The sequence below is a fragment of the Streptomyces sp. NPDC028722 genome (genome assembly GCF_040637655.1).
Classification (GTDB): Bacteria; Actinomycetota; Actinomycetes; order Streptomycetales; family Streptomycetaceae; genus Streptomyces.
On the sequence record NZ_JBEZWU010000003.1, the window covers coordinates 117,077 to 138,584 of the forward strand.

Sequence of the window (21,508 nt, forward strand, 5' to 3'; positions counted from 1 at the left end):
ACCCCGCGCATCCGGGGCCTCTCATCCGGATGAGTGACCAGCCGTCACCCCACCGTCACCGCACACCTCCCCACGGGCGTGTCGCGCCGCCCCAGCTTCCCCACGAGCCACGGCATTTGGCACCCTGTGTCCTCCAGGGGACGCCAGGGGAGGTAGAACGATCATGAACGCGTTGCAGACCGGAAGTGCCGACGTACGGGCCGGCGACCCCCGCATCGGCTGGAGCGCCACCGGCACACCCCCCGCCCCCACCCTCCAGCACCGCCGCGACGGCATCCTGCCCACCGTCGCCGCCGCCCTCTCCGTCCGCGGCGCCACCCTCACCGGCACCGCCACCCGCAGCGACCGGCCCGCCGCCCTGCACCCCCTGGTCCAGGACTTCCTCGACACCCTCACCAGCGGCCAGCGCGACCGCTTCACCGGACGCTGCGCCGAGACCATCCTCATCTCCCGGCACCTCACCACCGCCGACGCCGCCCGCAGCAAACGCGCCGCCCGCAGACCCATGACCAACGGCGAGGCCCGCAAGGCCCTCAGACACGCCAAGCTCACCGCCCGCCGCATACGCGAGGACGGCGACCCCCTCCACGGCAGCTTCGCCGCCCCCTGCCGCGCCTGCACCGCCCTCAGCGCCCACTTCGGCGTCCGCATCGTCGACCCCACCCCGGCCGACGGCTGACCACCCCGCCCGCCACGACCGACGGCCGGCCACCCCGGCCCACCACGACAGAACCCGCCGCCAGAACCGCCGCCAACCCGCCGCACCGGCACGACCCCGCGAGCACGACGAACTAAGGGCAGATGCACCCCGACCGCGCCTCCACCCCCCAGCCCCCGGCCCCCCGCACCCCGGCGGGGTCCTCCACACGCTTCTCCGTGCCCGTCGACGCCGCCCTGCGCGCCGCCGGCTGGCACCCCGGACGCTGGGACATAGTGCAGGCCGAGATCTGGGCCGACACCCTGCGCGAACACGCCTCACCCGCAGGCCACCGGCACGCCGTCTTCCCCGCCGCCGTCGAGGCCTGGGCCGAGTTCGGCGGACTCGACATCACCCCCGCCGGCCCCGGCCGGCAGATCGCCCCCGCCGCCCTCCGCCTCGACCCCCTGCACGGCCTCCACCTCGCCCGCACCCTCGGCGACCTCGGGCGCGCCCTCGGCACCGAGCTGTGCCCCCTCGGCGAGGAGACCGACACCGCCGCCGTCCTCGCCATCGACAGCGAAGGCCGCGTCTACACCGTCGACCACACCGGCGACTGGTACCTCGGTCCCGACATCGACCACGCCCTGACCACCCTCATCACCGGCATCCCGCCCGTACGCCTCACCGCGGGCTGAACACCCGTACCCGCCCCGCACCACCGGCACCACGGCCGACGCCCGCCGCACCGCACACGCACACGCACACGCACACCCGCAGGGCACACCGCACACCGCCGGAAACCCCGCCGGCGGCCCGCCCTACACCGCCGGAATCACCGCCGACACCCGGAACCCGCCCCCGTCCGTCGGCCCCGACACGAACACCCCGCCCAGCGCCGCGACCCGCTCCCGCATCCCCACCAGCCCGTTCCCACCCGACGGCAGCCCCGCCGACGCCGACGCGGGCTCCGGCGGCGGCTCGTTCTCCACCTGCATCGCGATCTCCGACACCCGGTGCGCCAGCCGCACATACGTCTTCGCGCCCGCCGCGTGCTTGTGGACGTTCGTCAGCGCCTCCTGCACCACCCGGTACGCCGTCTGCTCCACCTCCACCGCGTACGACCGCACCTCCCCCTGCACCGACAGATCCACCACCATCCCCGCCGCGGCCGACTGCCCCACCAACTCCTCCAGCTCCGACAGCCAGGGACCCTCCATCGCCCCCTCCGCCTCCGCCACCCGCGAAGCCGCCGCCGCGGCCGCCTCCCCCACCGCCGCCAGCGACGACGCCGAAGCGGCCCGCCGGCCCACACCCTCCCCCGCCCGCAACACCCCGAGCATCTCCCGCAACTCGGTCAGCGCCTGCCGCCCCATGTCCCCCACCAGCGCGGCATTCCGCACCGCCTTCTCCGGATCCTTCCGCGCCACCGCCTGAAGCGCCGCCGCGTGCACCACCATCAGACTCACCCGGTGCGCGACCACGTCATGCATCTCCCGCGCGATCCGCGTCCGCTCCTCGTTACGCGCCCACTCGGCCCGCTCCTCCGCCCGCTCCGCGAGCAGCTGCAACTCCCGCTCCAGCGAATCCGCCCGCTCCCGCAGACTCTCCATCAACCGCCGCCGCGCCCCCACGTACAGACCCAGCAGCAACGGCGGAGCCGTCAGGCCCAGCGCCGTCGTCACCGAGGCGAACGGCAGGAACCAGTCACCGAGCGTCAGATCCCCCCGCGCCATGTCCTGCCGCACCCGCACGAACGTCACCACCGCCGTCCCCAGCAGCGACATCCCCGCCAGCGCGGCGAGGACCCGCCGCGGCAGCTCACACGCGGCGAGCGTGTACAGGCCCACGACCCCCAGCAGGAACCCCATCTGCGCCGGCGTGATCGCGATCGCCACCAGCACCACCGCGATCGGCCACTTCCGCCGCAGCAACAGCACCGACCCGGCGATCACCCCGAACACGATCCCCACCCACACCGGGACACCCGCGTCCCGGGCGAACGGGATCCCCTCCGCACCGCACTCCACGGCGGACACCAGCGCGACACTCCCGTCGAGCACCGCGCTGCGCCACCTGGCCCACCACCAGGGGCCGGTCAGGGCCCTGGCGTGGTCTTCCCCCGTCATGGTCATACACCCAGCCTACGGGCGGGAGGTGCGGCTTTTCCGGTGAGTTTCCCCTACCTCCACACACCACACTCCGTAACCGAACGACCCTCGAAACCGACCGCTATCCCCCGAACTGGTGAACCGTCCCCGCCCGCCCCCGGAACCCGACATTCCACCCGGACGGTATGCATATGACACCCACACCCGGCACACCCACCGACTTCGAGTCCCTGCGCGAGCGGGCGGTCGCCCTGCGACGGGCGGGTCACAGCCTCCGGCAGATCCGGGACGAGCTGAAGGTCTTCAACAACGACACCCTCAACCAGCTGGTGAAGGGGGAACCGCCGCCGGAACGGACGCGGCGCCCGAACGCGAAGGACGGCCTGCGGGAGAGGGCGCGGGAGCTGCGGCGCCAAGGCTGGACGTACGACCGGATCCAGGCGGAGCTGGGGTGCTCGCGCAGCTCGGCCTCCCTCTGGGTACGGGACCTGCCGAAGCCGGAACCGCGCTACACGCCCGAGGAGCAGCGGGCCCTGATGAACGAGGGCCTCGCGGCCATGCGGGCGGCGCGGGACCGCGAACGCGCCGCGACCAAACAGCGGGCCGCGGCAGCCGTCGGCGAACTCTCCGACCGCGAGCTGTTCCTGATCGGCGTCGGCCTCTACTGGGCCGAGGGCGGCAAGGACAAGCCCTACGACCGCCGGGAGTGCGTCGTCTTCGTCAACAGCGACCCCGGCATGATCAGGGTGTTCCTCGCCTGGCTGCGCCTCGTCGGAGTGGAGCGCGACCGCATCCGCTACACGGTGACGATCCATGAGAACGCCGACGTGGCCGGGGCCGAGCGGTACTGGGCCGACCTCGTCGGCGCCGGCACCTCCGCCTTCAACAAGACCACCCTCAAGAAGCACAACCCCAGGACGGTCCGCAAGAACACCGGTGAGGGCTACCGCGGCTGTCTCGTGATCAAAGTCCTGAAGGGTGCCGACTTGTACCGTCGCATCGAGGGCTCGTGGTGCGGCATAGTAGGTGCCGCGGCCTCCACGGACTGACCAAATGTCCGCTCGGGAGGCTTACACACTCCCCTGTGGTGTAATCGGCAACACGGGTCACTTTGGATGATTTGTTCCAGGTTCGAGTCCTGGCAGGGGAGCCACGCACGACCGGGCCCTGACCTCACCGTCAGGGCCCGCACTCATTTCTCCCCCAACCCGCCCCGGTATCCTGCGGCTGTCACCCCCACCCATCCAGAGCCGAAGGGCAACCCCGTGAGCGCCATCCGCCCGGCCGCCGTCGTCGTTCTCGCCGCGGGTGAGGGCACCCGTATGAAGTCGGCCACACCCAAGGTCCTCCACCAGCTCTGCGGCCGCTCCCTGGTCGGACATGTGCTGGCCTCCGCGCGCGAGTTGGACCCGCAGAGCCTGGTCGTCGTGGTGGGCCACGCCCGGGAGCAGGTCACCGCGCATCTGACGGAGATCGACCCGGATGTGCGTACGGCCGTGCAGTCGGAGCAGAACGGCACCGGACACGCCGTACGGATGGGCCTGGAGGAGCTGGGCGGGACCGTGGACGGCACGGTCGTCGTCGTGTGCGGGGACACCCCGCTGCTCACGGGGGACACGCTGCGGCGGCTCGCGGAGACGCACCGGGCGGACGGCAACGCGGTGACCGTGCTGACGGCCGAGGTGCCGGACGCCACCGGGTACGGCCGGATCGTGCGGGACGGGGCGACGGGGGCGGTCACCGCGATCGTGGAGCACAAGGACGCGACCGTGGAGCAGCGGGCGATCCAGGAGATCAACAGCGGGGTGTTCGCGTTCGACGGGCCGTTGCTGGCGTACGCGTTGAAGCGGGTGCGGACGGACAACAGCCAGGGTGAGGAGTACCTCACGGACGTGCTGGGGATCCTGCGGGAGGCCGGGCACCGGGTGGGGGCGTCGGTGGCCGGTGATCACCGGGAGATCGCCGGGATCAACAACCGGGTGCAGTTGGCGCAGGCGCGGCGGATCCTGAACGACCGGCTGCTGACGCGGGCGATGCTGGACGGGGTGACGGTGGTGGATCCGGCGACCACGTGGGTGGATGTGACGGTGTCCTTCGAGCGGGACGTCGTCGTGCATCCGGGGACGCAGCTGGCCGGGTCGACGCATCTCGGTGAGGGGTGCGAGGTGGGGCCGAACAGCCGGCTGAGGGACACGCTGGTGGGTGCGGGGGCGCGCCTGGACAACTCGGTGGCGGAGGGGGCGCGGATCGGTGCGCGGGCGGTCGTGGGGCCGTACGCGTATCTGCGTCCGGGGACGCGGCTGGGTGCGAAGGGCAAGATCGGGACGTACGTGGAGACGAAGAACGCGTCGATCGGTGAGGGGACCAAGGTTCCGCATCTGTCGTACGTGGGGGACGCGACGATCGGTGAGTACACGAACATCGGGGCGGCGAGTGTGTTCGTGAACTACGACGGTCAGGACAAGCACCACACGACGGTCGGGTCGCACTGCCGGACGGGTTCGGACAACATGTTTGTGGCTCCTGTCACGGTCGGGGACGGTGCTTACACCGCTGCGGGGTCGGTGATCACGAAGGATGTGCCGGCGGGTTCGCTGGCCGTGGCCCGGGGCCAGCAGCGGAATATCGAGGGCTGGGTGGCGCGGAAGCGTCCGGGGAGTGCGGCGGCGAAGGCGGCCGAGGCGGCGTCGCGGCGGGGTGAGGGCGAGGACTGAGCGCGAACGGGTGCCCCGAACACGGCGTACCGTGATAAGTGCACATCCGCACACGTGCGCCCCCACCCTTACCAGCTGATACGGCTTCTCACGCCCAGCCGAGAGGTCGAAGAGCAGCCGGCTGGCTGAGACAACCTCTGAGGAGACAGTGCTGTGACCGGGATCAAGACGACCGGCGAGAAGAAGTTGATGTTCTTCTCCGGCCGCGCCCACCCCGAGCTTGCCAAGGAGGTCGCCCAGCAGCTGGGTGTCGGGGTCGTCCCGACGAAGGCCTTCGACTTCGCGAACGGTGAGATCTACGTCCGTTACCAGGAGTCGGCTCGTGGTGCGGACTGCTTCCTGATCCAGAGCCACACGGCTCCGATCAACAAGTGGATCATGGAGCAGCTGATCATGATCGACGCGCTGAAGCGTGCGTCGGCTCGTTCCATCACGGTGATCGTGCCGTTCTACGGTTACGCGCGGCAGGACAAGAAGCACCGGGGCCGTGAACCGATCTCGGCGCGTCTGATCGCCGATCTGATGAAGACGGCGGGTGCGGACCGGATCCTGACCGTGGATCTGCACACGGACCAGATCCAGGGCTTCTTCGACGGTCCGGTGGATCATCTGTTCGCGTTGCCGCTGCTGGCGGACTACGTGGGCCGCAAGGTGGACCGGAACAAGCTGACGGTGGTCTCGCCGGACGCGGGCCGGGTGCGGGTGGCGGACCGGTGGTGCGACCGGCTCGGTGCGCCGCTGGCGATCGTGCACAAGCGGCGTGACAAGGACGTGGCGAACCAGGTGACCGTCCACGAGGTCGTGGGTGAGGTCGAGGGCCGGGTGTGTGTCCTGGTCGACGACATGATCGACACGGGTGGGACGATCTGTGCGGCGGCGGACGCGCTGTTCGCGCACGGTGCGGAGGACGTCATCGTGACGGCGACGCACGGTGTGCTGTCGGGTCCGGCGGCGGACCGGCTGAAGAACTCGCGGGTGAGTGAGTTCATCTTCACGGACACGCTGCCGACGCCGGGTGAGCTGGCGGTGGATCTGGACAAGATCACGGTGCTGTCGATCGCCACGACGATCGCGAGCGCGGTGCGTGAGGTGTTCGAGGACGGCTCGGTGACCAGCCTCTTCGACGAGCAGTGAGGTTTCTGCACGGTCGTCGCCGGCGTTAGCCGTTGATCCTTTTGGGTGCGGCCTCCCTTTCCGAGTAAACTGCACGAGTTGCTCGGCGAGGGAGGCCGTGTCCGTTTCCGCGAACACGGTGGTCCGTTATCGACGCGCTCTTCGTAGCAGGCCGTTCGTGGCCGGGTGACCACGTCCGTTCCTAGTTCTACGAGGAGTGATCCGTATGTCCGAGGTCAAGCTCGCCGCCGAGACCCGCACCGAGTTCGGCAAGGGTGCCGCCCGTCGTATCCGCCGTGACAACAAGGTTCCCGGTGTGCTGTACGGCCACGGTTCCGACCCGCTGCACCTGACCCTCCCGGGCCACGAGCTGCTGCTGGCGCTGCGTACGCCGAACGTCCTGATCTCCCTGGACATCGACGGCAAGTCCAACGAGCTGGCGATCCCGAAGGCCGTGCAGCGTGACGCGGTCAAGGGCTTCCTGGAGCACGTCGACCTCCAGCTGGTGAAGCGGGGCGAGAAGGTCAACGTCGAGATCTACGTGCACACCGAGGGCGAGCTGGCCCCGGGTGGCAACCTGCTGGAGCACGTGCTGAACACCGTGCCGGTGGAGACCGAGGCCACGCACATCCCCGAGTCGGTCACCGTCTCCATCGAGGGCCTGGAGGCCGGTGCCTCCGTCCTCGCCAAGGACATCCCGCTCCCGTCCGGCACCACGCTGGCCGTCGACGGTGACACGGTCGTCCTCCAGGTCCTGGCCGCGCAGGCCGAGGAGTCCGCGGGCGAGGCCGAGGGCGAGGAGGCGGCCGAGGCCTGATCCTCGCCGTCGTCGTCAACCGGTCAGCCGCCGCTTCCCTCGCCGGGAGCGGCGGCTGGCGTGTATCGAGGAGAGATGGACGTGACCACTCCCGCCAGCGAGCCCTGGCTCATCGTCGGGCTCGGTAATCCCGGGCCGGAGTACGCCATGAACCGGCACAACGTCGGTTTCATGGTGGCCGACCTGCTCGCGGAGCGGATCGGGGGGAAGTTCAAGCGGGCGGGCAAGGCGCAGGCGCAGGTCCTGGAGGGGCGGATCGGTCCGGTGGGGCCGGCGAACCGCCGGGTGATCCTGGCGAAGCCGATGTCGTACATGAACCTGTCCGGCGGTCCGGTGAACGCGCTGAAGGACTTCTACAAGGTGCCGCCGGCGAACGTCGTGGCGGTCCATGACGAGCTGGACATCGACTACGGCACGCTGCGGCTGAAGCTGGGTGGCGGCGACAACGGGCACAACGGTCTGAAGTCGATGACGAAGGCGATGGGGCCGGGTTATCACCGGGTGCGGTTCGGGATCGGCCGGCCGCCGGGGCGGATGCAGGTCGCGGACTTCGTGCTGAAGGACTTCTCCCCGGGGGAGCGCAAGGAGCTGGGCTACTTCGTGGACCGTGCGGCGGACGCGGTGGAGGCCCTGGTGATCGAGGGGCTGGAGCGGGCGCAGAGCACGTACAACTCCTGAGGCCGCGGACGCGGGCTCCGGGTGTCGTGCGATTTCCGGCATGTCCGGCCGGGGCGTCCCGGGAGTTGACCGGCCGCAGTGGTATGGCCAATGATCCCGGCCATGCCTGCCGCCACCACCTCCGCCCGCCGGGCCTCCGCGACCGCTCTGCGGTGGGGGCGGGTCGCGGTGACGGGCGCGGTCGCCGCGCTGATCCTGTTCGCCGGGGTGTGGGGTTCCTGGGGGACCGCGCAGCACGTGATGCTGACCAAGGGGCGTGAGCGGGGCACGGTCCGGGTGACGGAGTGTGTGCGGGGTACGTGCGGCGGCCCGTTCGCGCCGGTGTCGGCGGGGGCGCGGGCACGCGCGCGCGTGGAGATCGAGGACTCGGTGGCGGTGCGTGCGGGGGAGACGTACGACGTCGTGCTGAAGCCCGGCACCGGGGACGCGGTGCGCTGCGGGCCGGCGGGGGTCCTGTACTCCTGGGTGCCGCTGGGCGGTGCGCTGCTGCTGGCCTCGGTGGTGGTGGCGGGCGGGATGCGGCTGGTCCGGGCGGCGTGGGTGCTGGGACTGTGCGGGGCGGGGCTGCTGACGGCGGCGTTCGTGGCCTTGCAGTGACGTAGAAGCCCCCGCTGACGGCGCACGCGCCGGCGGCGGACCTGGGGACGCCCCCGGAGCCTTGCGGCCTCGGGGGCGTCCTTGTGCCGGGGCGGGGGCTGTCAGCCGGTGTTGCGCAGGCCGGCCGCCACGCCGTTGACGGTGAGGAGCAGGGCGCGGGAGAGCAGCGGGTCGGGGTCGGCCCCGGCCGCGGCGGCGTCGCGCTGCCGCTTGAGCAGGGCGACCTGGAGGTAGGAGATCGGGTCGAGGTAGGCGTCGCGGATGGTGAAGGTCTGCTTGAGGACCGGGTGGGCGTCGAGGAGCTCGGTCTCGCCCGTGACCCGCAGGACCTCGCGGACCGTCAGCTCGTGCTCGGCCCTGATGGTGTCGAAGACGTGCCGCAGCTCGTCGGGGACCAGGGTGTCGACGTAGTGCTGGGCGATCCGCAGGTCGGTCTTGGCGAGGGTCATCTCGACGTTGGAGACGAAGTTGCGGAAGAAGTGCCACTGCTGGTGCATCTCGTCCAGGACGGTGTCCAGGCCGGCTTCGCGCAGGGCCTTGAGGCCGGAGCCGACGCCGAACCAGCCGGGGACGATCTGCCGGGACTGGGTCCAGCCGAACACCCACGGGATGGCGCGCAGGCCGTCGAGCGAGACGCCGGAGCCGGGGCGGCGGGAGGGCCGGGAGCCCAGGTGCAGGTCGGCGAGCTGGTCGACCGGCGTGGAGGCCAGGAAGTACGTCGGCAGGTCGGGGTCCTCGACCAGCTTGCGGTAGGCCTGGTGGGCGGCGTCGGAGACGACGTCCATGGCGGCGTCCCAGCGGGCGAGGGCCTCGTCGGACTGGCGGGGCGCGGTGTGCAGGGCGGAGGCCTGGAGGGTGGCCGCGACGGTCAGTTCCAGGTTCTCGCGGGCCAGGGAGGGGATGAGGTACTTGTCGGAGATGACCTCGCCCTGCTCGGTGACCTTGATCTCGCCCTCCAGGGTGCCCCAGGGCTGGGCGAGGATGGCGTCGTGGGAGGGGCCGCCGCCGCGGCCGACGGTGCCGCCGCGGCCGTGGAAGAGGCGCAGCCGGACGCCGTAGCGGTGGGCGACGTCGCGCAGGCGGCGCTGGGCGCGGTGGATCTCCCACTGGCTGGTGGTGATGCCGCCGAACTTGGAGGAGTCGGAGTAGCCGAGCATGACCTCCTGGACGTCGCCGCGCAGCGCGACCAGGCGCCGGTAGGACGGGTCGGAGAGCATGTCCTCGAGGATGGTGTCGGCGGCGCGCAGCTCGTCGGTGGTCTCCAGGAGCGGCACGATGCCGATCTTGGCCCAGCCGGCGTGCAGGTCGAGGAGGCCGGCCTCGCGGGCGAGGACGGCGGCGGCGAAGACGTCGTCGGCGCCCTGGCACATGGAGATGATGTAGGACTCGATGACCTCGGGGCCGAAGACCTCCAGGGCCTTGCTGACGGTCCGGAAGACGCCGAGGGTCTTCTCGCCGGCCGCGTCCACGGGTGCCGGGGTCGGCGCCAGGGGCCGGCGGGAGCGCAGTTCCTTCGCCAGGAGCTTGCCGCGGTAGTCGCGGGGCATGTCGGCGTAGCGCCAGGACTCCTCGCCGAGCCGGTCGAAGAGCTGACCGAGGGCGTGGTGGTGGGCGTCGGCGTGTTCGCGGACGTCCATGGTGGCGAGCTGGAGGCCGAAGGCGGCCAGGGTGCGGATGGTGCGGGCGAGGCGGCCGTCGGCGAACAGGCCGCCGCGGTGCTCGCGCAGGGAGGTCTGGATGATCCGCAGGTCGGCGAGGAGTTCGCCGGTGCCGAGGTAGTCGCGGCCCGGCTCGTGCGGGGTGCCCTTGGCGAGGCGCTCCTTGGTGTTCTCCAGCTTCTGCCGGATGCAGGTGGCCTTGAGCCGGTAGGGCTCCTCGGCGTTGAGGCGCTTGTAGCGGGGGCTGATCTCGGGGAGCAGCTCCAGGTCGGTGCCGAGCGAGTCCAGCAGTTCCTCGGTGGCTCCGGCGTAGCGGATGGAGTTGGAGAGCAGGCCGCGCAGCTCGTCGATCGTGGCGAGGGCGTCGTTGATGCCGTGTTCGTGCTGGAGGATGAGGACGTCCCAGGTCACCTGGGGGGTGACGTTGGGGTTGCCGTCGCGGTCGCCGCCGATCCAGGTGCCGAAGGTGAGGGGGCGGGTGTCGTCGGGGAGCCTGACGCCGACGCGTTCGAGTTCGGCGGTGAGGTCCTCCAGGACGTCGCCGACGGCGTCGGCGTGCAGTTCGTCGAGGTAGTAGATGGCGTTGCGGGCCTCGTCGGCGGGTTCGGGCCGTACGACGCGCAGCTCGTCCGTCTGCCAGACCAGGTCGATGTTCTCGGCGAGGCGGATGTCGTGGCGGCGGCGGTCGGAGTCGAGGACGGGGGTGTCCAGGAGCGCGGCGACGCGCCGGAGCTTGTTGAGGACGGAGCGGCGCGCGGCCTCGGTGGGGTGGGCGGTGAACACCGGGCGGACGTTGAGGTGCTGCACGGCCTCGCGCAGGTGCTCGGGGTCGGCGTCCTTCAGCCGGTCGGCGGTGCGGGCGAGCAGGCCGCCCTCGGCGGCGCGCCTGGCCCGCAGTTCCCGGCCGCGGTGCACCTGTTCGGTGATGTTGGCCAGGTGGAAGTAGGTGGAGAAGGCGCGGACCAGCTTGGCGGCGGTCTCCAGTTCCGTGCCGCGCAGCAGCTCGGCGGCGGCTTCGCCGTCCTCCCGGGTGAGGCGGCGCACCTTCTCGACCAGTACGAGGAGTTCGGGGCCCTCCTGCCGGACGAGGGTCTCTCCCAGGAGATCACCCAGGCGGCGGATGTCGGCGCGCAGTTCGGTGCTGGTCGTGGTGGTCTGGTCGTCGGCACTGCTCACAGGTGCGGCTCCTTGCAGTGTTGAAGCTCGTCTGGCGGGGAACCCGGCCGGCTGCCAGGCGGCGGGCGCCGCATACGGGCCGGAGCGTCCGGGAAGGAAACGTCAGCGGACCGCGCTGTCCGACCGCATCCAAGGATAGGTGCCCGTGTGGACGCGCAGGGGCCGGGGCTCTTGCCGCGGCGCGGCACACTGCCATACTTACGACGCCGTAGGTTACGGAACCGTAGGGAGTACCGGCGAGTCCACCCGGTGCCGGCGGCCCGAGCCTGCCTGTCTTGACCCTCGACCCCACAGGGGACCGCATGACCTCACGTTCCGATGTGATCGAAGAAGCCCGTAAGGCCACCGACACACCCTCTCCCCCCGCCACGCTGGGCGGCGAGCAGAAGCGTTCGATCGAACAGATCACGCTGCTCCTGTTCATCGTCGTGCCGTTCGTGGCACTGGTGGCGGCCGTGCCGCTGGCCTGGGGCCGGGGGGTGAGCTGGCTCGACCTGGGCCTGCTGGTCTTCTTCTACTTCCTCGGATGCCACGGCATCACCATCGGTTTCCACCGGTACTTCACCCACGGTTCGTTCAAGGCCCGGCGGCCGTTGCGCATCGCGCTGGCGATCGCGGGCTCGATGGCGGTGGAGGGCCCGGTGGTGCGCTGGGTGGCCGACCACCGCAGGCACCACAAGTTCTCCGACGCCGAGGGCGACCCGCATTCGCCGTGGCGGTTCGGTGAGACCCTGCCGGCGTTGCTGAAGGGGCTGTGGTGGGCCCACATCGGCTGGATGTTCGACGAGGAGCGGACCTCGCAGGAGAAGTACGCGCCGGATCTGATCAAGGACAAGGCGATCCGGATGATCTCCCGCCAGTTCATCCTGTGGACCCTGGTGTCCCTCGGGCTGCCGCCGTTGATCGGCGGTCTGGTGACGCAGTCCTGGTGGGGCGCGGCCACCGCGTTCTTCTGGGGTTCACTCGTGCGGGTGGCGCTGCTGCACCATGTGACGTGGTCGATCAACTCGATCTGTCACGCGGTCGGCAAGCGGCCGTTCAAGTCGCGGGACCGGTCGGGCAACGTGTGGTGGCTGGCGGTGCTGTCCTGCGGTGAGTCCTGGCACAACCTGCACCATGCCGACCCCACCTCGGCGCGGCACGGGGTGATGCGCGGCCAGATCGACTCGTCGGCCCGTTTCATCCGCATCTTCGAGCGGCTCGGCTGGGCGTACGACGTGCGCTGGCCGTCACGCTCGCGTATCGATTCCCGCCGTGACACCGGGGAGGACGGTTCCCGGCGCCGGAAGGAAACCGCCGAGGCGGCATGATTGACGCCGTGGCGACCGACTCCAGCAGTAATCCGGGTAATCCGGGCAACGACAAGCAGCGGCGGACCCGCCGGACCCGTATGACCGGTGCGGAGCGCCGCCAGCAGCTGCTGGAGATCGGTCGCACCCTCTTCGCGGCCAAGGGCTTCGAGGGCACGTCCGTGGAGGAGATCGCGGCCAAGGCCGGGGTGTCCAAGCCGGTGGTGTACGAGCACTTCGGCGGCAAGGAGGGCCTGTACGCGGTGGTGGTCGACCGCGAGATGCGCCGCCTGCTGGACATGGTGACCAGCTCGCTCACCGCCGGCCACCCGCGTGAGCTGTGCGAACAGGCGGCCTTCGCGCTCCTGGACTACATCGAGGAGTACACGGACGGTTTCCGCATCCTGGTCCGCGACTCCCCCATTCCCCAGTCCACGGGTTCCTTCGCCTCGCTGATCTCGGACATCGCCACGCAGGTGGAGGACATCCTGGGCCGCGAGTTCAAGTCCCGCGGCTTCGAGCCGAAGCTGGCCCCGCTGTACGCGCAGGCGCTGGTCGGGATGGTCGCGCTGACCGGCCAGTGGTGGCTGGACGTGCGCCGCCCGAAGAAGGCGGAGGTGGCGGCGCATCTGGTGAACCTGGCCTGGCACGGCCTGGACGGGCTGGAGCAGAAGCCGCGGCTGATTGGCCACCGCAAATGCTGACCGTGCGCGGGCCGGGGCGCTCCCGCCGCGTCCGGGGCCGCGCTCAGGCCGGCTTCCGGGCGACGGCGAACAGCCGCCGGAACGGCAGGACGGTGCCGTACGGCGCGCGCGGATAGGCCGTGCGCAGCAGGTCGCGGTACTCGGCGAGGAACGCGTCGCGCGCCCCGGGGTCGTCGGCGAGCACGGTGAGGGCGGGCCGCAGGCCGGTGCCCTTGACCCAGTCGAGCACCGGGTCCTCCCCCGCGAGGACGTGGAGGTACGTCGTCCGCCACACGTCGGTGGCGCAGCCGAGGCGGGCCAGGCGGTCCAGGTAGACCTCGGGGGTGTGGACGGAGTCCGGGCGGCGCAGGACGCCGGCGAGGCGGGCCCGCCAGCGGGGCGTGGCGGCGAGGTCGCGCATCAGGGCGTGCAGCGGGGCGTCGGTGTTGTCGGGCACCTGGAAGGCGAGGGTGCCGCCGGGGTTCAGGGCGGCGGTCCAGCCGGCGAAGCGGTCGGCGTGTCCGGGCACCCACTGGAGGGTGGCGTTGGAGACGATCAGGTCGTACGGCTCCGCGGGCGTCCACGTGCGTACGTCGGCGTGGGTGAAGTCGAGCCGGCCGCCATGGGCGGTGGGTCCCTCGTGTTCGACGTGGGCGCGGTCGAGCATCGCGGGCGAGTTGTCGTAGCCGGTGATGTGCGCGGTGGGCCAGCGGCCGGCGAGCAGGGCGGTGACGTTGCCGGGGCCGCAGCCGAGGTCGGCGATGCGCGGCCGGCCGGCGGGCGGGTCCGGGATCCGGGCGAGGAGGTCGGTGAAGGGGCGGGCCCGGTGGCCGGCGTGGCGGAGGTACTGGGCGGGGTCCCAGGCGGGCGTCGTCATGGGGTCACTCTCCCCGGGTGATTATCTCAACGTCAAGAGACTCGACATCAAGAGACTTCATGTCGACACAACCACTACACTGATCTCCATGGAGGACGAGGTCGATCGGCTGGTCGCAGCGTGGCGCCGGGAGCGTCCGGACCTCGACGTGGAGCCGCTGGAAGTACTCAGCCGGGTGAGCCGACTCGCCCGGCACCTCGACCGCGCCCGCCGGCTCGCCTTCGCCGAGCATCAGCTGGAGCCCTGGGAGTTCGACGTGCTGACCGCGCTGCGGCGCGCCGGAACGCCGTACCAGCTCTCCCCCGGCCAGCTCCTGACCCAGACCCTGGTCACCTCGGGCACGATGACGAACCGGATCGACCGGCTGGCCAAGAAGGGCCTGGTGGAACGGCTGCCCGACCCCAGTGACCGGCGCGGCGTGCTGGTCCGGCTGACCGACGAGGGCCGGGACCGCGCCGACCAGGCGCTGGCCGGCCTGCTGGAGCAGGAGCGGGCGATCCTCGGCGAGCTGACCCGCGCCCAGCGCGGCGAACTCGCCGGCCTGCTACGCCAGCTGACCGCCCCGTTCGACAACGTCCCCGGCTAGGTTCGCCGGCCCCACCCCGGCCCGCCGGGCCAGCGCCACCGCGGCCAGCGTCGAGTGGACGCCGAGTTTGCCGAGGACGTTCTGCATATGGGTGCGGACGGTGTGCGGGGAGAGGAACAGCCGCTCGGCGACGGCCTTGCGGCCGAGCCCGGCCACCATGCAGCGCAGCACCTCCCGCTCCCTCGGGGTGAGGGACTCCACCAGCCGCTCGCTCTCGGTGCGGTGCCGGCGCGCGGCCGTCAGCTCCCGGAGCACGCCGGTCAGCAGCGCCGGCGGCAGATGGGTCTCGTCGCGCAGCACTCCGCGTATCACCGTCAGCAGGCGGGACAGCGAGCAGTCCTTGGCGACCCAGCCGGCGGCGCCCGCCTGCAACGCGAGGGCCGCGCGGCGCGGGTCGTCCTTCTCGGCGAGCACGACGATCCGTACCCGCGGCTGGGCGGCCCGGACCCCGGCGACGAGCGAGATCCCGTCGACCAGGCCGTCCGCGTCACCGTCCCGCACCGGCACGGCCGGGCCGGCGCCGGGCAGGTTGCCGCCCAGGTCGGCGTCGGCCAGGAGGACGTCGAAACGGCGGCCCTCGCCGGCCGCGCGCTCCAGGCAGCGCAGCGCGGCCGGGCCGCTGCCGGCGGCGGAGACCTCGACGTCGGGCTCGGCGGCCAGGGCGGCGGCGAGCGACTCGGCGAAGATGCGGTGGTCGTCCACGACCAGGACTCGGATGCGAACCACGAAACCCCCTTCCCCAGGCTCCGCGCGGAGCAGGGGATACCAAGGTCCGGAAGACTCCGGATGAGCCGGTCCGGAAAGCCCGGAAAGGTGCGGAGCACGACGGCATACGCGGGCACGGCACCCGCGGCCGAGGTCCGCACGCCGCACGGCCGCCGCCGTCGCGGCGTCCGCCACCCCACCGCGGGCGCCGTACCCGCCTGTCTCGCCCCCTGAACGGCACCGGCCCCCACCGGTGCTGCTCCTCAGAGTACGGATGCGCGCACACAGCGGAAGACGATTTGCAGAACTGGCCGTCCGGCGCGCTTATCGTGTGCCGCATGTTTCGTATTGAGGCGGAAGTCGACGGAGACCGACGTGATCTGCTCCGCTCACGGCTGCGGGAGACCAACGCCGCGGCGTCCCCGGTACTCGCCGCACTGCGCGGCACCCCCGCCGAACGCGAGACACCGCTCCACGTGTGGGCGCTGGACGGCGCCGGCGACCTGGCGGGCGGCCTGGTCGGCCACACCTGGGCGACCTGGCTGCACATCACCTACCTGTGGGTCGACGCCCGCCACCGCGGCACGGGCCTCGGCACCCGCCTCCTCGCCGAGGCCGAACACCTCGCCACCACCGACCGCGCCTGCACGGCGGCCCGCCTGGAGACCTGGGACTTCCAGGCCCCGCACTTCTACCGCCGCCAGGGCTACGAGGTGGTGGGCACGGTCCCCGACCACCCCCCGGGCATCACGGAGTACACGCTGACCAAGCGCCTGGCCTGACGGAGCGTTCCCCGCCGGGTCAGGGGAGCCGGTGGGCTCCCGGGGACGGGACCGCCTCGAAGACGCGGGGGGCTGTGAAGGACGCCGTGACGAAGGCTTCCTCGATCGCCTTGGTCAGTGCGTCCACGTCGGTCGCGTCCGCCAGGACGATCGCCGAGCCGCCGAAGCCGCCGCCGGTCATGCGGGCGCCCAGCGCGCCGTGGGCCAGCGCGGTGTCGACGACCAGGTCCAGCTCCGGGCAGGAGATGCGGAAGTCGTCGCGCAGGGAGGCGTGGCCCTCGGTGAGGACGGGGCCGATCGCGCGGGTCTCGCCGGAGCGGAGGAGGCCGACGACGCGTTCGACCCGGTGGTCCTCGGTGACGACATGGCGGACGAGGCGGACGACCTCCTCCTCGTCGCCCAGGCGGGCCAGGGCCGCGTCCAAACCGCCGTAGGGGATGTCCCGCAGGGCGTCGACGCCGAGCAGGGCCGCGCCCTTCTCGCAGCCGGCCCGGCGCTTGCCGTACTCGCCGCCGCTGTGGGCGTGGGTGACCTGGGTGTCCACGACCAGCAGGCGCAGGCCCTCGGCCGCGAGATCGAAGGGGATCTGCTGCTGGGACAGGTCACGGGTGTCGAGGAAGAGCGCGTGGCCCTGTTCGCAGCACGCCGACGCGGTCTGGTCCATGATGCCGGTGGGCGCGCCGACGTAGACGTTCTCGGCGCGCTGGCACAGGCGGGCCAGTTTCCAGCGCTTCAGGCCGAGGCCGTACAGGTCGTTCAGCGCCAGGGCGATGACGACCTCCAGCGCGGCGGACGAGGACAGTCCGGCGCCCGTCGGCACGGTGGACGACAGGTGGACGTCGGCACCGGTGATCTCGTGGCCCGCCTCCCGCAGCGCCCACACCACGCCCGCCGGGTACGCCGTCCAGTTCTCGTCGCTGCCGGGCGCGAGGGCGTCCAGCCGCAGTTCCACGACCCCGCCCTCGACGTCCGCCGAGTGCAGTCGCAGCAGACCGTCGTCCCGGCGGGAGACCGCCGCGAGCGCCTGGTGCGGCAGTGCGAACGGCATGACGAAGCCGTCGTTGTAGTCGGTGTGCTCGCCGATCAGGTTGACCCGTCCGGGGGCCGCCCACACGCCCTCCGGCGGCGCCCCGTACAGCTCGGCGTAGCGCTCCGCGACCTGCTGTGCCCCCACTAGTGCTCCCTCGTGATGCTCTGCGCGAACTCCCACGCGTCCGCGACGATGCCCGCGAGGTCCGCGCGGGACGGGTTCCAGCCCAGTTTCTCGCGGGCCGTGTCCGCCGAGGCGACCAGGACCGCGGGGTCGCCGCCCCGGCGCGGGGCGGTCACCTCCGGGATCGGGTGGCCGGTGACCTGGCGGACGGTCTCGATGACCTCGCGGACGGAGAAGCCGTTGCCGTTGCCGAGGTTGCAGATCAGGTGCTCGCCCGGCCGGGCCGCCGTCAGGGCCAGCAGGTGGGCCTCGGCAAGGTCGGCGACGTGGATGTAGTCGCGCACGCAGGTGCCGTCGGGGGTCGCGTAGTCGTCGCCGTAGACGGAGATCGCCTCGCGGCGGCCCTGGGCGACCTGGAGGACCAGCGGGATCAGATGCGACTCGGGGTCGTGGCGCTCGCCCTGGGTGCCGTAGGCGCCGGCGACGTTGAAGTAGCGCAGCGAGACCGCGGCCAGGCCGTGGGCGTGCGCCTCACTGGTGATCATGTGGTCGACGGCGAGCTTGGAGGCGCCGTAGGGGTTGGTCGGCCGCGTCGGCGCGTTCTCCGTGATCGGGACCTGCTCCGGCTCGCCGTAGGTGGCCGCCGTGGAGGAGAAGACCAGCGAGCGCACGCCCGCGTCACGCATCGCGGCGAGCAGGGCCATGCTGCCGCCGACGTTGTTGTCCCAGTACTTCTCCGGCTTCACCACCGACTCGCCGACCTGCGAGGACGCGGCGAAGTGCAGCACGCCGTCGTAGGAGGGGTCGAGCCACTTGGCGGCGTCGCGGATGTCGCCCTCGACGAAGACGGCGCCGGCGGGTACGCCCGCGCGGAAGCCGGTGGAGAGGTTGTCGAGGACGGTGACCTCGTGCCCGGCCTCCAGCAGATGCTGGGCCACGACCCCGCCGACGTAACCCGCGCCACCCGTCACCAGGTACTTCATGAACTCGCTACCTCTCGCAGTCGCTCGGCCGCGCGCTCCGGCGGCACGTCGTTGATGAACACGTTCATGCCGGACTCGGAACCCGCGAGAAACTTCAGCTTGCCGGAAGTGCGGCGGATGGTGAAAAGCTCGAGGTGGAGCGCGAAGTCGTCGCGCGTGACACCGTCGAACTCCTCCAGCGCGCCGAACGGGGCCTGGTGCCAGGCCGCGATGTACGGCGTCGGAGGCTCACCCTCGCCGAAGATCCGGTCGAAACGCCTCAAGAGTTCCAGATAGACCTGGGGGAACTCTGTGCGCGCCGCCTCGTCGAGCGCCAGCAGATCGGGGACGCGGCGCTTGGGGTACAGGTGGACCTCGTACGGCCAGTGCGCCGCGTACGGCACGAAGGCCGCCCAATGTTCACCCTCGAGGACGACCCGCTCCCCGGCGAGTTCCCCCTCCAGGACGACGTCGAACAGGTTCTCCCCGCCGGTCGCCTCCTTGTGCGCGGCGAGCGAGCGGAGCATCAGCGCGGTGCGCGGGGTGGTGAAGGGGTAGGCGTAGATCTGTCCGTGCGGGTGACCGAGGGTCACACCGATCTCGGCGCCACGGTTCTCGAAACAGAACACCTGCTCGACGGAGGGCAGATGCGACAGCTCCGAGGTGCGGTCCGTCCACGCGTCCAGCACCAGGCGCGCCTGCTCCTCGGTCAGGGCGGCGAAGGAGGCGTCGTGGTCGGAGGTGAAGCAGACGACCTCGCAGCGGCCGGAGTCGCCGGCGAGGGACGGGAAGCGGTTCTCGAAGACGACGACGTCGTACGAGGAGTCCGGGATCTCGCTGAGCCGCTCGCCCCGGGTCGGGCACAGCGGGCACTCGTCGGCCGGCGGATGGTAGATGCGGCCCTGGCGGTGGGAGGCCACGGCGACCGCGTCGCCGAGCAGCGGGTCGCGGCGGATCTCGGAGGTGGTGACCGTACGGTCCAGCGGGCGGCGGTCCACCGCGTCGCGCACGGTGTCGTCACCGAGGTCGTAGTAGATCAGCTCACGACCGTCGGCCAGCCGGGTCGAGGTCTTCTTCACGCCGGACTCCTTGCTCGACGCCCTGCGGGGGCGTGCCCGCACCCAATGACTCAACACAATCAAACATAACAGAGCATAAGTCGACAGCACTCGCTCGATCACAATCAAACAAAGAACACCAGTCAGAGTGTTCAAATCATGAACACGGCGGCGTAGGTTCCGCTCTGGATCAGTTCGCGCAACGAAGCGAGTTCTCATGCAAACCCCCACAGAGTCCCCCACCTACCTGGCGGCGGAGCTACGGCTCCCCACCAACTGGCTGGATTACACGATCCTGGCGATCTACTTCGTCGTCGTCCTCGGCATCGGCTTCGCCGCCCGCCGGTCCGTGAAGACCAGCCTCGACTTCTTCCTCTCCGGCCGCTCGCTGCCCGCCTGGATCACGGGCCTGGCCTTCATCTCCGCGAACCTGGCCGCCACCGAGATCCTCGGCATGGCCGCCAACAGCGCCCAGTACGGCGCCTACACCGTGCACTGGTACTGGGTCGGCGCCATCCCCGCCATGGTCTTCCTCGGCCTGGTGATGATGCCCTTCTACTACGGCAGCAAGGTCCGCTCGGTCCCCGAGTTCCTGCTGCTGCGCTTCGACCGGGCCGCCCACCTGCTCAGCTCGATCCTGTTCGCGTTCGCCGCGATCCTGATCGCGGGCGTCAACCTCTACGCCCTCGCGATCGTCGTCGAGGCCCTGCTCGGCTGGCCGCAGTGGGTCGCCATCGTCGTCGCCGGCGCCTTCGTGCTCGCGTACATCACCCTGGGCGGCCTGTCCTCGGCGATCTACAACGAGGTGCTCCAGTTCTTCGTGATCCTCGCCGCCCTCATCCCGATCACCATCCTCGGCCTGAAGAAGGTCGGCGGCTGGGGCGGGCTGACCGACAAGCTGACCGCCACCCACGGCGGCAACTTCACCACGGCCTGGGGCGGCACCGGCATCGGCAGCACCAACCCGCTGGGTGCCAACTGGCTCACCATCGTCCTCGGTCTCGGCTTCGTGCTCTCCTTCGGCTACTGGACCACCAACTTCGCCGAGGTGCAGCGCGCCCTGTCCGCGAAGAACCTCTCCGCCGGGCAGCGGACCCCGCTGATCGCCGCCTACCCGAAGATCTTCATCGTCTTCCTGGTGATGATCCCCGGCCTGGTCGCCGCCGCGCTCATCCCGAACTTCGGCTCCGCCGCCTCCGGCTACCAGTACAACGACGCCATCCCCTACCTGATGCAGGAGCTGCTGCCCAACGGCGTGCTCGGCATCGCCGTCACCGGTCTGCTGGCGGCCTTCATGGCCGGTATGGCCGCGAACGTGTCGTCGTTCAACACGGTGTTCACCAACGACATCTGGGCCAAGTACGTGGTGCGCGGCCGTGAGGACGCCTACTACGTCCGCTTCGGCCGCCTGATCACCGCGGTCGGCGTGGCCGCGTCCGTCGGCACGGCGTTCCTGGCGTCGTCGTTCTCGAACATCATGAGCTACCTCCAGACGCTGTTCTCCTTCTTCAACGTGCCGATGTTCGTCGTCTTCATCGTCGGCATGTTCTGGAAGCGCGCGTCCGCCAAGTCCGGGTTCTGGGGCCTGCTGGCCGGCACCGTGACGGCGATGGTCAACTACTTCGTCCTCTACAAGAAGGACATCATCTCCATCCCCACCGACCAGGGTGCCAACTTCGTCTCCGCGATCGCGGGCTTCGTCGCCGGCGCGGTCGTGATGGTCGCGGTGTCCCTGTTCACCGAGCCGAAGCCGGCGGAGCAGCTCCAGGGCCTGGTCTACGGCACCCGCTCCCCCGGCATGTCCGAACCGCCCGCCGCGGGCGACGACGCCTGGTACCGCAGGCCGGCCCTGCTGGGCTGGGGCGCGGTCGTCCTGGCCGCCGCCTGCTACATCCCGTTCTCGTTCTGACGC

At 71.1% G+C, this 21,508-nt stretch carries 20 protein-coding genes and 1 tRNA gene; 14 read left to right on the plus strand and 7 right to left on the minus strand.

What is annotated here, in order from left to right:
* The first annotated feature begins 163 nt into the window (after positions 1 to 163).
* Both AB0F03_RS05760 and AB0F03_RS05765 read left to right on the plus strand, forming a co-directional pair.
* The gene (locus AB0F03_RS05760; protein ID WP_361986898.1) at positions 164 to 679 is read left to right on the plus strand and encodes a YwqJ-related putative deaminase; all 516 of its coding nucleotides are present in this window, start codon (positions 164 to 166) and stop codon (positions 677 to 679) included.
* 122 nt (positions 680 to 801) lie between these two features.
* A complete protein-coding gene (locus tag AB0F03_RS05765) occupies positions 802 to 1,335 on the plus strand; it encodes an SUKH-3 domain-containing protein (RefSeq protein WP_361986900.1) in 534 nt (177 codons plus the stop codon).
* A gap of 123 nt (positions 1,336 to 1,458) precedes the next feature.
* Here the strand turns inward: AB0F03_RS05765 and AB0F03_RS05770 are convergent, their stop codons facing one another.
* Complete coding sequence (locus AB0F03_RS05770) at positions 1,459 to 2,772, minus strand: histidine kinase (protein ID WP_361986902.1); 1,314 nt, start codon at positions 2,770 to 2,772, stop codon at positions 1,459 to 1,461.
* 167 nt (positions 2,773 to 2,939) lie between these two features.
* Between AB0F03_RS05770 and AB0F03_RS05775 the strand changes: the two genes are divergently transcribed.
* The 7 genes from AB0F03_RS05775 to AB0F03_RS05805 all read left to right on the plus strand — a co-directional run bounded on the left by AB0F03_RS05775 (position 2,940) and on the right by AB0F03_RS05805 (position 8,667).
* The gene (locus AB0F03_RS05775) at positions 2,940 to 3,797 is read left to right on the plus strand and encodes a hypothetical protein (protein ID WP_361986903.1); all 858 of its coding nucleotides are present in this window, start codon (positions 2,940 to 2,942) and stop codon (positions 3,795 to 3,797) included.
* Between the two features lie 29 nt (positions 3,798 to 3,826).
* A tRNA-Gln gene (locus AB0F03_RS05780) sits at positions 3,827 to 3,901 on the plus strand.
* A gap of 112 nt (positions 3,902 to 4,013) precedes the next feature.
* Positions 4,014 to 5,462 (plus strand): bifunctional UDP-N-acetylglucosamine diphosphorylase/glucosamine-1-phosphate N-acetyltransferase GlmU, encoded by a 1,449-nt coding sequence (gene glmU, locus AB0F03_RS05785; RefSeq protein ID WP_361986905.1) that lies wholly within the window; start codon positions 4,014 to 4,016, stop codon positions 5,460 to 5,462.
* A gap of 153 nt (positions 5,463 to 5,615) precedes the next feature.
* On the plus strand, positions 5,616 to 6,596 hold the full coding sequence (locus AB0F03_RS05790) for a ribose-phosphate diphosphokinase (RefSeq protein WP_361986907.1): 981 nt from the start codon (positions 5,616 to 5,618) through the stop codon (positions 6,594 to 6,596).
* 205 nt (positions 6,597 to 6,801) lie between these two features.
* The gene (locus AB0F03_RS05795) at positions 6,802 to 7,392 is read left to right on the plus strand and encodes a 50S ribosomal protein L25/general stress protein Ctc (protein WP_361986908.1); all 591 of its coding nucleotides are present in this window, start codon (positions 6,802 to 6,804) and stop codon (positions 7,390 to 7,392) included.
* A gap of 75 nt (positions 7,393 to 7,467) precedes the next feature.
* The gene (gene pth / locus AB0F03_RS05800) at positions 7,468 to 8,070 is read left to right on the plus strand and encodes an aminoacyl-tRNA hydrolase (protein ID WP_361986910.1); all 603 of its coding nucleotides are present in this window, start codon (positions 7,468 to 7,470) and stop codon (positions 8,068 to 8,070) included.
* Positions 8,071 to 8,160: 90 nt separating this feature from the next.
* Positions 8,161 to 8,667 carry a hypothetical protein gene (locus tag AB0F03_RS05805; protein ID WP_361986911.1) on the plus strand — a complete coding sequence of 169 codons (507 nt, stop codon included), beginning with the start codon at positions 8,161 to 8,163 and terminating at the stop codon, positions 8,665 to 8,667.
* Between the two features lie 101 nt (positions 8,668 to 8,768).
* Here AB0F03_RS05805 and ppc read toward each other — a convergent pair whose 3' ends face one another.
* Positions 8,769 to 11,501, minus strand: a complete 2,733-nt coding sequence (ppc, locus tag AB0F03_RS05810) for a phosphoenolpyruvate carboxylase (protein WP_361986912.1) — start codon at positions 11,499 to 11,501, stop codon at positions 8,769 to 8,771.
* A gap of 302 nt (positions 11,502 to 11,803) precedes the next feature.
* On the opposite strand from ppc, the gene AB0F03_RS05815 reads away from it, so the two are divergent.
* Positions 11,804 to 12,811 carry an acyl-CoA desaturase gene (locus AB0F03_RS05815; RefSeq protein ID WP_361986914.1) on the plus strand — a complete coding sequence of 336 codons (1,008 nt, stop codon included), beginning with the start codon at positions 11,804 to 11,806 and terminating at the stop codon, positions 12,809 to 12,811.
* Positions 12,808 to 13,494, plus strand: coding sequence for a TetR/AcrR family transcriptional regulator (locus AB0F03_RS05820; RefSeq protein ID WP_356817574.1), 687 nt, complete (start codon positions 12,808 to 12,810; stop codon positions 13,492 to 13,494). Before AB0F03_RS05815 ends, AB0F03_RS05820 begins: the two co-directional genes overlap by 4 nt.
* Before the next feature lie 43 nt (positions 13,495 to 13,537).
* Here AB0F03_RS05820 and AB0F03_RS05825 read toward each other — a convergent pair whose 3' ends face one another.
* On the minus strand, positions 13,538 to 14,350 hold the full coding sequence (locus tag AB0F03_RS05825; protein WP_361986916.1) for a trans-aconitate 2-methyltransferase: 813 nt from the start codon (positions 14,348 to 14,350) through the stop codon (positions 13,538 to 13,540).
* Positions 14,351 to 14,438: 88 nt separating this feature from the next.
* Here AB0F03_RS05825 and tamR point away from each other — a divergent pair, with 88 nt between their 5' ends.
* Positions 14,439 to 14,936 carry a MarR family transcriptional regulator TamR gene (tamR, locus tag AB0F03_RS05830; RefSeq protein ID WP_356817578.1) on the plus strand — a complete coding sequence of 166 codons (498 nt, stop codon included), beginning with the start codon at positions 14,439 to 14,441 and terminating at the stop codon, positions 14,934 to 14,936.
* Here the strand turns inward: tamR and AB0F03_RS05835 are convergent.
* Positions 14,895 to 15,662, minus strand: a complete 768-nt coding sequence (locus AB0F03_RS05835; protein WP_361986918.1) for a response regulator transcription factor — start codon at positions 15,660 to 15,662, stop codon at positions 14,895 to 14,897. The two genes, tamR and AB0F03_RS05835, sit on opposite strands and share 42 nt — an antisense overlap.
* Positions 15,663 to 15,979: 317 nt before the next feature.
* Here AB0F03_RS05835 and AB0F03_RS05840 point away from each other — a divergent pair, with 317 nt between their 5' ends.
* The gene (locus AB0F03_RS05840; protein ID WP_361986919.1) at positions 15,980 to 16,423 is read left to right on the plus strand and encodes an N-acetyltransferase; all 444 of its coding nucleotides are present in this window, start codon (positions 15,980 to 15,982) and stop codon (positions 16,421 to 16,423) included.
* 19 nt (positions 16,424 to 16,442) lie between these two features.
* Here the strand turns inward: AB0F03_RS05840 and galK are convergent, their stop codons facing one another.
* From galK to galT, 3 genes are read right to left on the minus strand one after another with little or no spacing between them, the layout of a single operon-like run.
* Positions 16,443 to 17,597, minus strand: coding sequence for a galactokinase (gene galK, locus AB0F03_RS05845; protein ID WP_361986921.1), 1,155 nt, complete (start codon positions 17,595 to 17,597; stop codon positions 16,443 to 16,445).
* Positions 17,597 to 18,559 (minus strand): UDP-glucose 4-epimerase GalE, encoded by a 963-nt coding sequence (gene galE / locus AB0F03_RS05850; protein ID WP_361986923.1) that lies wholly within the window; start codon positions 18,557 to 18,559, stop codon positions 17,597 to 17,599. Before galE ends, galK begins: the two co-directional genes overlap by 1 nt.
* Complete coding sequence (gene galT / locus AB0F03_RS05855) at positions 18,556 to 19,617, minus strand: galactose-1-phosphate uridylyltransferase (protein WP_361986924.1); 1,062 nt, start codon at positions 19,615 to 19,617, stop codon at positions 18,556 to 18,558. The genes galE and galT overlap by 4 nt, the downstream gene beginning before the upstream one ends.
* Positions 19,618 to 19,813: 196 nt before the next feature.
* On the opposite strand from galT, the gene AB0F03_RS05860 reads away from it, so the two are divergent.
* Positions 19,814 to 21,505: a sodium:solute symporter family protein gene (locus AB0F03_RS05860; protein WP_361986926.1), complete on the plus strand. Its 1,692-nt coding sequence runs from the start codon at positions 19,814 to 19,816 to the stop codon at positions 21,503 to 21,505.
* Positions 21,506 to 21,508 lie beyond the last annotated feature (3 nt).

Coding starts and splice junctions, on each gene's coding strand:
- AB0F03_RS05760 (WP_361986898.1), top strand. CDS start 164: ATGAACGCGTTGCAGACCGGAAGTGCCGACGTACGGGCCGGCGACCCC.
- AB0F03_RS05765 (WP_361986900.1), top strand. CDS start 802: ATGCACCCCGACCGCGCCTCCACCCCCCAGCCCCCGGCCCCCCGCACC.
- AB0F03_RS05770 (WP_361986902.1), bottom strand. CDS start 2,772: ATGACCATGACGGGGGAAGACCACGCCAGGGCCCTGACCGGCCCCTGG.
- AB0F03_RS05775 (WP_361986903.1), top strand. CDS start 2,940: ATGACACCCACACCCGGCACACCCACCGACTTCGAGTCCCTGCGCGAG.
- AB0F03_RS05795 (WP_361986908.1), top strand. CDS start 6,802: ATGTCCGAGGTCAAGCTCGCCGCCGAGACCCGCACCGAGTTCGGCAAG.
- pth (WP_361986910.1), top strand. CDS start 7,468: ATGGACGTGACCACTCCCGCCAGCGAGCCCTGGCTCATCGTCGGGCTC.
- AB0F03_RS05805 (WP_361986911.1), top strand. CDS start 8,161: ATGATCCCGGCCATGCCTGCCGCCACCACCTCCGCCCGCCGGGCCTCC.
- AB0F03_RS05815 (WP_361986914.1), top strand. CDS start 11,804: ATGACCTCACGTTCCGATGTGATCGAAGAAGCCCGTAAGGCCACCGAC.
- AB0F03_RS05820 (WP_356817574.1), top strand. CDS start 12,808: ATGATTGACGCCGTGGCGACCGACTCCAGCAGTAATCCGGGTAATCCG.
- AB0F03_RS05825 (WP_361986916.1), bottom strand. CDS start 14,350: ATGACGACGCCCGCCTGGGACCCCGCCCAGTACCTCCGCCACGCCGGC.
- tamR (WP_356817578.1), top strand. CDS start 14,439: ATGGAGGACGAGGTCGATCGGCTGGTCGCAGCGTGGCGCCGGGAGCGT.
- AB0F03_RS05840 (WP_361986919.1), top strand. CDS start 15,980: ATGTTTCGTATTGAGGCGGAAGTCGACGGAGACCGACGTGATCTGCTC.
- galE (WP_361986923.1), bottom strand. CDS start 18,559: ATGAAGTACCTGGTGACGGGTGGCGCGGGTTACGTCGGCGGGGTCGTG.
- AB0F03_RS05860 (WP_361986926.1), top strand. CDS start 19,814: ATGCAAACCCCCACAGAGTCCCCCACCTACCTGGCGGCGGAGCTACGG.